The sequence below is a fragment of the Stenotrophomonas sp. SMYL89 genome (assembly GCF_036319985.1).
Classification (GTDB): Bacteria; Pseudomonadota; Gammaproteobacteria; order Xanthomonadales; family Xanthomonadaceae; genus Stenotrophomonas; species Stenotrophomonas maltophilia_Q.
On sequence record NZ_JAWIRW010000022.1, the window covers coordinates 45,814 to 57,572 of the forward strand.

Annotated in this window: 8 protein-coding genes; 2 read left to right on the plus strand and 6 right to left on the minus strand. The window is 67.0% G+C overall.

The features are described from left to right. The first annotated feature begins 48 nt into the window (after positions 1-48). Positions 49-606 carry an acireductone dioxygenase gene (locus tag V3B41_RS18640; RefSeq protein WP_049426741.1) on the plus strand — a complete coding sequence of 186 codons (558 nt, stop codon included), beginning with the start codon at positions 49-51 and terminating at the stop codon, positions 604-606. A gap of 3 nt (positions 607-609) precedes the next feature. Further along, complete coding sequence (gene mtnC, locus V3B41_RS18645; RefSeq protein ID WP_329861772.1) at positions 610-1,305, plus strand: acireductone synthase; 696 nt, start codon at positions 610-612, stop codon at positions 1,303-1,305. Positions 1,306-1,480: 175 nt separating this feature from the next. Here the strand turns inward: mtnC and V3B41_RS18650 are convergent, their stop codons facing one another. The 6 genes from V3B41_RS18650 to V3B41_RS18675 form a co-directional block, all read right to left on the minus strand. Continuing rightward, complete coding sequence (locus V3B41_RS18650) at positions 1,481-4,099, minus strand: glycoside hydrolase family 2 protein (RefSeq protein WP_049426743.1); 2,619 nt, start codon at positions 4,097-4,099, stop codon at positions 1,481-1,483. A gap of 90 nt (positions 4,100-4,189) precedes the next feature. Further along, complete coding sequence (locus tag V3B41_RS18655; protein WP_049426744.1) at positions 4,190-5,416, minus strand: AGE family epimerase/isomerase; 1,227 nt, start codon at positions 5,414-5,416, stop codon at positions 4,190-4,192. Further along, positions 5,413-6,408 (minus strand): carbohydrate kinase, encoded by a 996-nt coding sequence (locus V3B41_RS18660; RefSeq protein ID WP_049426745.1) that lies wholly within the window; start codon positions 6,406-6,408, stop codon positions 5,413-5,415. Before V3B41_RS18660 ends, V3B41_RS18655 begins: the two co-directional genes overlap by 4 nt. A gap of 7 nt (positions 6,409-6,415) precedes the next feature. After that, positions 6,416-7,729: an L-fucose:H+ symporter permease gene (gene fucP / locus V3B41_RS18665; protein WP_049426746.1), complete on the minus strand. Its 1,314-nt coding sequence runs from the start codon at positions 7,727-7,729 to the stop codon at positions 6,416-6,418. 60 nt (positions 7,730-7,789) lie between these two features. Then, positions 7,790-8,839 carry a LacI family DNA-binding transcriptional regulator gene (locus V3B41_RS18670; RefSeq protein ID WP_049426747.1) on the minus strand — a complete coding sequence of 350 codons (1,050 nt, stop codon included), beginning with the start codon at positions 8,837-8,839 and terminating at the stop codon, positions 7,790-7,792. A 96-nt stretch (positions 8,840-8,935) separates the two neighbouring features. Then, positions 8,936-11,401, minus strand: a complete 2,466-nt coding sequence (locus V3B41_RS18675; protein ID WP_049426748.1) for a GH92 family glycosyl hydrolase — start codon at positions 11,399-11,401, stop codon at positions 8,936-8,938. Positions 11,402-11,759 lie beyond the last annotated feature (358 nt).

Consider the following 11,759-nt stretch of genomic DNA (forward strand, 5'->3'; position numbering starts at 1 on the left):
GCCCACCCTGCTACCCTGTCTTTCCCCCGAGACGTTCAAGCTGCCGCCATGAGCCGACTGCGCATCTACGACGACACCCGCCCCGAATCGCCGCTGCTGGACACCCAGGACGGCGCTGTCATCGCTGCCGAACTGAAGCAGATCGGCGTCACCTTCGAGCGCTGGCAGGCCACCGCACCGGTCGCGCCGGGCGCCAGCCAGGATGAAGTGTTCGCCGCCTACCGTGCGGACATCGACCGCTTGGTCGCCGAGCGCGGCTTCAAGAGCGTGGACGTAGCCTCGATCGCCCCGGACAACCCCAACCGCGCCGAGCTGCGCAGGAAGTTCCTCGACGAGCACTTCCACAAGGAAGACGAGGTGCGCTTCTTCGTCGCCGGCTCCGGCCTGTTCACCCTGCACGTGGAAGACAAGGTGTACGAGATCGAGTGCGTGAAGGACGACCTGATCGCCGTGCCCGATGGCACCACCCACTGGTTCGACATGGGCGATGAGCCCAGCTTCGTGGCGATCCGCTTCTTCACCGAGCCGGATGGCTGGGTCGGTCACTTCACCGGCACCGACATCGCACAGAAGTTCCCCCGTTACGTCCCTACCCAGGCATCCTGATCCATGCAGCCCCGCGTCATCCTGACCGATATCGAAGGCACTACCAGCAGCATCTCGTTCGTCAAGAACGTGCTGTTTCCCTATGCGCGCCAGGCGCTGCCCGGCTTCGTCGCCGAACACGGCCAGGACCCGGACGTGCGCCGCTGGCTGGACGCGGTAGCCACCGAGATCGGCGGCGCCTGCCAGGACAGCCTGGTGGTCGAAACGCTGCAGGGCTGGATCGACCAGGACCGCAAGCACACCGCGCTGAAGGCCCTGCAGGGCCGGATCTGGGACGCCGGCTACCGTCGCGGCGACTACACCGCGCACTTCTATCCGGAAGTGACGGCGGTACTGAAGGGCTGGCACGCCTCGGGCCTGCCGCTGTACGTGTACTCCTCCGGTTCGGTGCCGGCGCAGAAGCTGTTCTTCGGTTTCAGCGGCGCCGGCGACCTCAGCCCGCTGGTGTCGGGCTGGTTCGATACCGAAGTCGGCGGCAAGCGTGAGGCCGACAGCTATCGCCGCATCGTGCAGGCGATCGGCGTCCCGGCCGGCGAGATCCTGTTCCTGTCGGATGTGGTGGAAGAGCTGGACGCCGCCCGCGAAGCCGGCCTGCAGACCCGCCTGATCGACCGTCTGGATGATTACCCGCTGCCGCGCACCGGCCAGGCCACCAACGGCCATGAGCGGGTCGAGAATTTCCAGCAGATCCAGCTGTAACTCGAAAAGGGTAGATGCCAACCTTGGTTGGCATGCTCCCGGCGTGCCAACCAAGGTTGGCACCTACCAGAGCAGAATATGCCTGCCCGATGGTCCGGTAGATGCCAACCTTGGTTGGCATACGGCCGATGTGTCAACCAAGGTTGACACCTACCATAACATGGTTCGCCTGCCCTCAACGATCGTTGAGTGTTTTTACCTTCAACGCTTCTCGCAGCGTCGTCAGATCCACCGGACCACGCACTGCAATGTCCCGGGTTTCACCCGGCAGCAGGTCCAGCAGGTTGTCTTCGATCTGCACATCCAGCGCACCGAAATCGATCCACGTCGCGCGCACGTATGCCGCGCTTTCCAGCCGTAGTCGATAGTGGTCGCCTTCTATGGACAACGTGGCCTTGAGCTTCTGCCGCGGCAACACCTGGTCCTTGGCCTCGGCGAAACCGACCACCTGCCTCGCGCTCACCTTGCCGTCCTGCAGCAGTTCGAACACCGCCACCGTGCGCTTCGGGTCGGCACCGGCCAGCAGTTCGGCGTCGCGGAAATCACCGATCGAGGTGACACCTTCCCCCGCCAACGTGACCGCCTCCTCACGGCGGCCCAGCACCTTGCCCTCCACGTCCATCACCCGCAGCCGCAAACGTGCCTCCCGCGCGGCGCCATCATTGATCAGGCGCACCCGCGTATTGCCCTCGTCGCGCAGCGCAGCCACCGTCACCGGCGCGAAGAAACGCCGCGCGGCAAAGTGCAGCGCCTTCCAGCGGCCGAAGTAGTCCACGCTGGACCATGAAGCGCCCGGCCAGACATCGTTGAGCTGCCAGTACAGCGAACCCATCGTGTACGGACGCGAGGCGCGGTGATGCAGCGCCGCCAGGGCGATGCCATCGGCCTGCATCACCTGGCTCAGGTAGACGAAGTCCTCGAAGTCCTTTGGCGTGCCGTAGCCCAGTTCGATGTAATGCAGCAGGCGGCTGTTGCCCTCGCCGGCCATGAATTTCTGGTGCGCGCGGATGACCGGGCTGTCGATGCGCTGCTCGGCACGGGTGGCGATCTGGTCCACCGTCGCCACCGACGGCCACGCCTGCAGCCCGTACTCGGACATGAAGCGTGGGGTCTCGCGCAGATAGGCCTGCACCGGCAGCGCCGGATTGCCCCAGACCTGCCAGTAATGCTTGTCGCCGCGGGTGGAATCGTTGGCTTTCTCGTCCAGATCATTGCTGGGCGAGCTGGACCAGTACGGCACGCCCAGCCCCTCCTCACCCACCACCTGGCGCAGGTCGTTGCCGAACAGGTCGACATAGCCCTGCCACACCTTCGCTGCAAACGCCGGGTCGGCCGCCTTCAGGTCGCGACCGTGGCCCCAGTCCTTCCAGGCGGTTTCTTCCTCGTTGTTACCACACCACAGCACGATGCTGGGGTGATGGCGCAGCCGGCGCACGTTGTCGCGCGCCTCGGCCATCACGCTGGCACGGAAGGCCGGATCGTAACCCGGCTGCATGCCGCCGCCGAACATGAAGTCCTGCCAGACCAGCAGGCCCAGCTCGTCAGCGATGTCGAAGAACGCATCATCCTCGTAGTAGCCGCCGCCCCAGTTGCGCAGCATGTTCATGTTGGCGTCGCGCGCGGCCGTCAGTACCTGGCGCAGGCGTGCGGCATCGGCGCGCGCGGGGAAGGCATCGAACGGAATGACGTTGGCGCCCTTGGCGAAGATCTCCACACCGTTGATGACGAAGGCGAAGCCCTGTCCACCCTTGCCGTCTTCCTCACGGCGCAGCTCAACCGTGCGCAGGCCGATGCGCTGCTCGCGCACCCGCGTTGCATCGGCGCCATCATCCAGGCGGGCCTGCACGGTGTAGCGGTCCTGTGCACCGTGGCCGACCGGCCACCAGCGCTGCGGCTTGACCAGTTCGACTGGTACTTCGACAGCGTTCTGGCCGGGCTTCAACAGCACCGTGCGCTGCACCTGGGCCACGCTGCGGCCTTGCGGATCGCGCACATCGACATTGACCACCGCAGAACCGGCAGCGTTGCCCTGCTCCACCTGCAGCAACACCGCCAGCTTCGCCTGTTCCGCGCTTAATGCATCGGTGCGCACGGCAAGATCGGTCAGGCGGTGCGCATCCCAGGCCTGCAGGTCGACCCCGCGCCAGACGCCGGCGGTGACATAGCGCGGGCCCCAGTCCCAACCGAAGTGGTAGGCCGGTTTGCGCGCGAAGTTGCCGACCATCGCGTCTTTGGGCTCATCCCCATAGGGCGAAGGATAGTTGCCGGCGATCTTGTGCGGCATCGCCTGCACGCCCGGCAGCAGGGTGCGGATGGGCGATCGGAACACGATCTGCAGTTCATTGCCATTCGCCCGCAGGCGCCGGTCCACGCGCGCACGCCACGTGCGGTGCGCGTTGTCTGCACGCAGCAGCGGCTTGCCGTTGAGGCTGACCTCGGCATAGGTATCCAGCCCGTCAAAGCGAAGCTCGGCATTGGGCTTGGCCAGCGTCGCCGCATCCACGTCGAAGCGGGCGCGGTATTCCCAGGCTGCCAGGCCGATCCACTGCAGCTCCGCCTCGGGCGCACCGACGTACGGATCGCGGATCAGCCCGTGGGCCAGCAGGTCGGTGTGCACGCTGCCCGGCACCTTCGCCGCACGCCACTGCTGCAGGCCCGGATGGGCTGCACCCTGCGCGTCGCCGGGCAGCATGCGGAACTCCCACTGCGCCTGCAACGGGGCCGCCAGTGCAGGGAACACAGAGGTTGCGACCAGCAGCAGGAGCAGGCGGACAACGAGGGAAAGGCGATGCACGGGATGCTCCTGTTTTTCCGCCGGGCCTGGCCCGGCGCTACCTGCAAGTCTGATTCGAGGTAGTGCCGGGCCATGCCCGGCGTACCCATCTCAACGCACGACGTTCAATACTTCGTAGCACGCACCCATGGTGTGGTAATCCACCTTGCCTGCCGGGCTCTTCTCGTCGCTGTACTTGCGGTTGTCGGCATCGAGGATGCGGAACCAGGCACCGTACTGGTGGTCGACGAAGTGCTCCCACGAGTACGCCCAGATGCGCTCGTACCACTGCCAGTAGCGGTCATCGCCGGTGCGCTGGGCCATCAGTGCGGCGGTGGCCAGGGTCTCGGCCTGAACCCAGAAGTACTTGTCGTCGTCGCAGACGAAACTGTCGCCACCGATCGGGGCGCCCTCCATGCCCGGCTGCCGGCGCGATTCCGGCGCGAAGCCGTAGTAGAGGCCACCACGCGCCTCATCCCAGCTGCGGGCCACGGCGACATCGAACAGATGCTGCGCGGTCGCCACCAGCCAATCGGCCTGCACATGGCGGTCCAGGATCAGCAGCAGCTTGGCCCACTCGGTCTGGTGACCGGGCTGGAAGCCCCACGGGCGGAACAAGTGCTTGGGGTCGTCCAGGTTGTAGTCCCAGTCGATCTCCCAGTTCACGTCATAGTGTTCCCAGACCAGGCCACCGGCCTTGGCGGCCTGGCGGCGGGTCATGTTGTCGGCCAGCTGCAGCGCGCGTTCCACATAGCGCTGCTCGCCACTGGCCTCGAACGCCGCCAGCATCGCCTCGCACATGTGCATGTTGGCGTTCTGGCCACGGTAGCCGGTAAAGTTCCACTGGCCATCGGCCTCGTCCTTGTACAGGCCGTGTTCCGGCTCCCAGAAGCGCGCTTCCAGCAGCTGCCAGGTCTCGTCCATCCACGCGCGGGCCTGCTCGATGCCGGCCTTCAACGCACAGCTGTAGGCCAGCAACACGAAGGCCACGCCGTAGCAATGGTTCATGTCGTCCTCGACCTTGCCGTCGCGCAGGGTCCAGGCATAGCCACCGGTAACCGGATTGCGATGCACCTCGCGCAGGTAGCGCACGCCGTGCTCGACCGCGTCGCGGTATTCAGCGTTGCCGAATTCGCGGTAGGCCATCGCGTAGTTGAAGACGAAGCGCGTGCTGCTGACCAGATGGCGATGGCTGGCATCGTAGATGCTGCCGTCATCGCGGAAGTAGTGGAAGAAGCCGCCGTTCGGGTCGATGCAGCGCGGGTGGTAGAACGCCATCGTGTCGGCGATATGCGCACGCAGGAACGCGGGCGAACGGAAATCGGGCGAGGTGTTCATGCGGTAATGTCCTGGGCCTGCAGCAGCTGCTGCACTTCATCGAGCGAGGGCATCGCGGCGAACGCGCCCTTGCGGGTAACAGCCAGCGCGCCGACCGCGGCGCCGAAGCGCAGCGTGGCGGTGATCGCCTCGGGGTCCTGGCAGAACGCGGCAAAGCCTGCGCCCGCCCCGCCACGCTCCAGCAGTCCGACCAGCACCCCACCGACAAAGGCATCGCCGGCGGCCGTGGTATCGACGGTGGCTACGCGGAAGCTGGTGACCGTGCCGTGGTTGTCGCGCGTGTACCAGTGCAGCGTGGCCGCACCATCGGTAACGATGACCCAGCGTGCCTGCGCAGCCAGCAGGCGCTTCAGCACCACTGCCTCACCATCGGCACCCAGCGGTGCCGCCAGGTAGTCCAGCTCCTCGCGCGACAGCTTGACCAGGTCGGCACGCTGCAGCGCCTGCCACAGGCGCGGCGTCGGATCTTCGCTGGCCGGCCACAGTGCCGGGCGCAGGTTGAGGTCCAGGCTGACCACCGCACCGGCGGCACGGGCGCGCTCCATGCCGGCGAAGGTCGCCTCGGCGATGGACGGCTCGGTCAGGCTGTTGGAGCAGACGTGGAAGCACTGCGCGCTGTCGAAGCACGCGGCCTGGAAGTCGCTGTCACGGAACAGCAGGTCGGCGGCCGGGGGGCGGTAGAAACTGAAGCTGCGCTCGCCGCTGGCATCCAGCGCGACGAAGGCCAGTGCGGTCTTGGCCGCATCGGTACGCACGATGTAATCCGTGCCTACGCCGTGTTCGACCAGGCTCTCGGCCAGGAAGTCACCAAACATGTCGCGGCCCAGCATGCCGACGAACTGGGTCTTCGCACCCAGTCGCGCTGCCGCCACCGCAACGTTGGCCGGCGCCCCGCCGGCGTACTGCAGGAACGCGCGCGGCGTGTCGGCCGAGGCCGGCGGCTGCGCCAGTAGATCGATCAAAATTTCGCCGAAGCAAACGATGGAACCCATTCCGGACTCAGCCTCCCTGCGTTGCGGAAGCCGGCGTACGTGCGCCGACCAGTCCGTAGAAAATGATGTAGCCGTAGCACAGCAGCGGCAGGATGAAGCTGGCCTGCACACCGATGTGGTCGGCCAGCACGCCCTGCAGGTACGGCACTACGGCACCGCCGACGATGGCCATGATCAGCAGGCTGGAGCCCTTGTTGGTCAGCGGGCCCAGGCGCTCGATGCTCAGCGCGAAGATGGTCGGGAACATGATCGAATTGAACAGGCCGATCGCCACCACCGAGTACAGCGCGATGTTGCCGGAGGTCAGCATGGTCGTGACCAGCAGTGCCACGTTGACCAGCGCGAAGATCGCCAGCAGGCGGCTGGGCGAGAAGCGCGCCAACAGCGCCGAGCCGGCGAAGCGGCCGATCATCGCCATGGTCCAGTAGGCCGACACGTAATGGGTGGCCTCCTGTTCGCTGAAGCCACCGATGTTCGGCATCGACAGGTAATTGACCAGGAAGCTGCCGATCGATACTTCGGCACCGACGTAGAAGAAGATGCCCAGCACGCCCAGCAGCAGGTGGCGCTTGCGCAGCGCATCCAGGTAGCTGTGGCGGTGACCCTGGTCGGCCTGTTCGGTGGCATCGCTCAGTGCCGGCAGGCGGAACAGGAACACGAACAGCGCCAGCAGCACCAGCGCAACGGCCAGGCCCACGTACGGGCCCTGCACGGCCTGCGCCTCGGCGGCGCGGTAGGCCAGCTGTTCGGCGGGCGGCAGCGCGCTCAGTTCATCGGCGCTCTTGACCGTGTTGGACAGGATCAGCATGCCGCCGAAGATCGGGGCGATGGCCGTGCCCAGCGAGTTCAGTGCCTGCGCCAGGGTCAGGCGGCTGGAGCTGGTCTGCTCCGGGCCCAGCAGCGCGACGTAGGGGTTCGCAGCAACCTGCAGCACGGTGATGCCGGTGGCCAGCACGAACAGTGCGCCGAGGAAGGCGCCATACACGCGCAGCTCGGCCGCCGGCCAGAAGCCCAGTGCGCCGATACCGGCGATCACCAGGCCGGCCACGATGCCCTTCTTGTAACCCAGCGCCGCCACCAGGCGGCCGGCCGGCAGCGACATCAGGAAATAGGTTCCGAAGAAGGTGAACTGCACCAGCATCGCCTTGGCGTAGTTCAGCTCGAACACTGCCTTCAGGTGCGGGATCAGGATGTCATTGAGGCAGGTCAGGAAGCCCCACATGAAGAAGATCGTGGTGACCACGGCCAGCGCCTTGCCGTTGGTGACGGCGGGTGCGTTGCCCGAAGAACCCGATGGACGGGGCGTTGCGGAGATCGGCATGCGGTACGCGCCTCGATGCGCGGAAGGTCGTTGTTGCGTGGAAGGGGTACGTGGAAGGAATCAGTTCGGCCGTGCGGCACTGCTTTCGCGGATGCGCAACTGCACCGGCGCCACCGTGCGCCGTGGTGGCGCGTCCGGTTCGTCCAATCGTTGCAGCAGCAGCGCGGCCGCCTGCCGGCCCCGCTCGCGCGGATCGGCGGTGAGCGTGGTCAATGGCGGCACCGCGACCGATGCCTCGGAAATATCGTCGAAGCCGGTCACGGCAAAGTCACCGCCCGGACGAATGCCTCGCGAGTTCAGGCCCAGCATCAGGCCCAGCGCGACGGTGTCGTTGTAGCAGACCGCCGCGCTGGGGCGATGGCCATCGGCAAACAGCTCATCGGTGCGCGCAGCGGCTTCCAGCCGGTTCGGCGCCGACTCGATCATCCAGCCCGGCGGCAGCGACAGGCAGGCCTCGGCCAGCGCCTGCTGGAACCCGGCACGCCGCTGGTGGCACGAGCTCGATGCGGCGTGGCCGCCGAAGAAGGCGATCTGGCGATGGCCGCGCTCGATCAGGTGGCGCGTCGCCAGATAGGCGCCGTGCTGGTTGTCCAGGGTCAGGAAGTCCCAGTCGGCCCCTTCCAGTTCGCGGTTGAACAGCAGCACGTTGGCATTGGCGCCCAATGCCTGGCGCAGCTGCGCGGTGTCGCTGCCTTCGGCCGGCGACAGGATCAGGCCGGCCGGGGTGTGCTCCATCAGCGTGGACAGCACCGCCTGCTGGCGCTCCGGCGATTCGCCGGTGCTGCCGAGCAGGGTCACATAACCACGCCCGCCCAACGCCTCGTCCACGCCGGACGCAAATTCGGCGAAGAACGGGTTGGACAGGTCGTTGATCACCAGCGCGATGCTCGACGAGGTACGACGGCGCAGGTTGGCGGCCGCGCGGTTGTAGACATAGCGCTGCCGGCGCAGCTCGGCCTCGACCTTGGCCCGGGTATCGACATTGACCAGCGGGCTGCCGCGCAGCACCAGCGACACGGTCGCCCGTGACACGCCGATGGCACGCGCGATGTCGGTCACCGTCACTGCCTTGCCGGCGCGTTTGCTGGGACTGCTGCCGTTGTCGTTCATCGTCTTCCCGGACTCCGCTGGAGGCTCAAGCCTAATGGATCAGGGCCGTGTCGTGCCGTGCCGTTCGCTGGGTCACCGCGAACGGCACAGTCCGGCTCAGCGCAGCTGGCTGCCCGGTGCCGCGCACCAGGATACCGGCAGGTCCTTCACCGCCGTGCCCCAGCCCTGCTCCGGCACCTTCGCATCCAGCGCAAAGCGCACGCGCGGGCCCTGCTGCAGGCGGCTCCAGTCCAGCCACACCGCTGCATGTGCCTGGCCATCGACCTGCACGCCCTGCACGTACTGCAGGCGGCGGCCATCGGCGCCCGGCGCGTCGATGCGCAGGGTGCGGCCATTGCCCATGTCCACTTCCACCCTGCTGAAACGCGGGGTGTGCAGCAGGAACTGGCCGCTGCCCGGCACCGCCGGGTACACGCCGATGGCGCTGAACAGGTACCAGGCCGACATCGTGCCGAGGTCGTCGTTGCCGGTCACGCCGTTCGGGGCGTTGGTGAACAGCTGCTGCGCGGCACGCACCACGGCAGCGGTCTTCCATGGCTGGCCGATCAGCGTGTACAGCCACGGCGAGTGCAGGTCCGGTTCGTTGTTCGGGTTGTAGCGGAACTGGTTGTAGTAGCTGTACGGCCCGACCACCCACTCCTTGCGGGCAGCGTTGAGCGGGTCGGCCTGCAGCGCATCCATCGCGAAGAACGCATCGAGGCGGCGACCGGCCTGCTCGCGGCCATCCATCGCTTCGACCAGGCCTGGCACGTCCTGCTGCGCCAGCCACTGGTACTGCCACGCGGTGCCCTCATGGAAGCCATGGTGCGAACGCGGGCTGTAGTGACCATCGGCCGGGGTGTACCACTGGCCGTCCTCGGTACGCGGGCGCGGGAAACCGGTGAAGCCGGTCTCGGCATCGCGCACCTGCGGGTCCCACACCTTGCGCCAGTTGCGGCCGCGCTCACGCAGCGTCGCCGCGTCCTGCGCGTGACCCAGGCCATCGGCCATCTGCGAGAGCGCGCAGTCGGCCAGCGCATATTCGAGCGTCGCCGAGCCACCGTGGTGCGGATCGACGTCCATGCCCTTGGATGGGAACGCACGGTCGTAGACCACGTAACCCTTGTCCAGGTAGGTGGGGTTGCCGGAGCGGCCGGCCATGCGCGAGTTCAACGGCGGCGTGCCGAAGGCGTTGCGGCGCAGCGCATCCCAGGCCTGCGATTCACTGCCCTTGAGCGCACCGAAGCGCCACAGGTCGACCATGAACGGGGTAACCGGATCACCGGTCATGATGTTGGTCTCGAAGTTGGCATAGCCCCAGCGCGGCAGCCAACCGCCCTGTTCGTCAATCGCCAGCAGGGTCCGGCCGATATCGCGCGCCACGTCCGGGCGGGTCAGCGCCAGCCACTGGTTCTGCGCGCGGTAGGTATCCCACAGCGAGAAGTACTCGTAGTAGGTCCAACCATCGGCGCGATGGATGCGATCGTCGTAGCCGCGATAGCGGCCATCAGCATCGTTGCCGGTCATCGGCTGCAGCAGTGCGTGGTAGACCGCGCTGTAGAACACGGCGCGGTCGTCGGCGTTGCCGCCCTGCACGCGCACCCGGCCCAGCTGCTCGCGCCAGGACTGCTGCGACAGGGCACGCATGCGGTCGAAACCGAGCAGCGCCCCACCCTGCATGCCCTCGGCGCGCAGGTTGGTGCGCGCGCCTTCGGCATCCACGTGCGAGATCGCGCTGACCGCCGTCACCGACTGGCCCTTGGCCAGATCGAAGCTGAGCCAGGCGCCATTCGGCTTCTGCTCGCCTTCCATGCTGTGACGCGCACCGGGCAGGCCACCGCCCTCGCCCCAGGTGCCATGCGCCTTGAACGGACGGTCGAACTCGATGCGGAACCAGGTGGTGTACTGGTGGCCGCCACAGAAGCTCTTGGTGACCAGCTTGCCTTCCACCACGCGGTCACCGACCACGTCGACCACGCTGCCGATGACCGAATGGCGCTCGTTGGCCTGTCCGACATTGACCAGCACGTGGCCATCGCCGCTGCGCTGGCTGAAGGTGTAGCGCTCGGCGGCGGCGCGCGTACGCGCGGTGGCCTCGGCGTCGATGCCGCCGTAGCTGGTCAGCCGCACCTTGTAGTAGCCGGCCTGGCCGATCTCGCCGTCATGGGTGTAGTTCGATGCGTAGGCCTTGTGGTCGAACTGCTTGGCGTTGCCGGTATCGAAATCGCCACCGGGGCCGATGCTGCCGGTGACCGGCAGGATGGACACCTGCCCGCCCTGCTCCCAGCAACCGGCGCCGGAGATGAACGAGTGGCCGAACCCGCGGATCTTCTCGTCGTCGTAGCGCCAGCCGGAATAGTGGCTGCCGATCGGGCTGACCTGGATCAGGCCAAACGGTGCCGACGCGCCCGGGAAGGTATTGCCGTCGTCCTTGCTGCCGATGAAGGTGTTGACCTCGCGCTCCAGCGCTGCCGGCGCAGCCTGCAGCAGCATCGGCATGGCCGAAAGCGCCAGCAGGCAGGCCAGGCGCGCCAGCGGGCGCGAGGTCGATGGGACGGCGGGAGCGGACGGCACTGGACGCATGTCGGGTTCCTGTAGTCGATGATGCGGAGGCAGACGGCCGGGGCCGTCCGGCACCGTTCCGCTGAGCCCCGCCGTGACCGGCAGAGAGCTCCCCCTGGAATGACGCCCGACCCATTCGACCGTGAATTTAGATCGATTCAAGTAGAGCATGCAGGTTCAGCCGAATGCATTCTGCGGCGCAGCATGAAAGGGGTGTTCGGCAGGGCTGCGCCCTGCACCTGCTACGAGCTGGAGCAACAGCAACAGCAGAAGCCGGTTTCCTGTGGGGAGTCGGGGTGGGTCCGGTTGCGGGGGACGCCGTAAACCCGTCCCTGGGGGCTTGGCCGCGGCATCCATGCCGCGGACACCCCCGCAACCG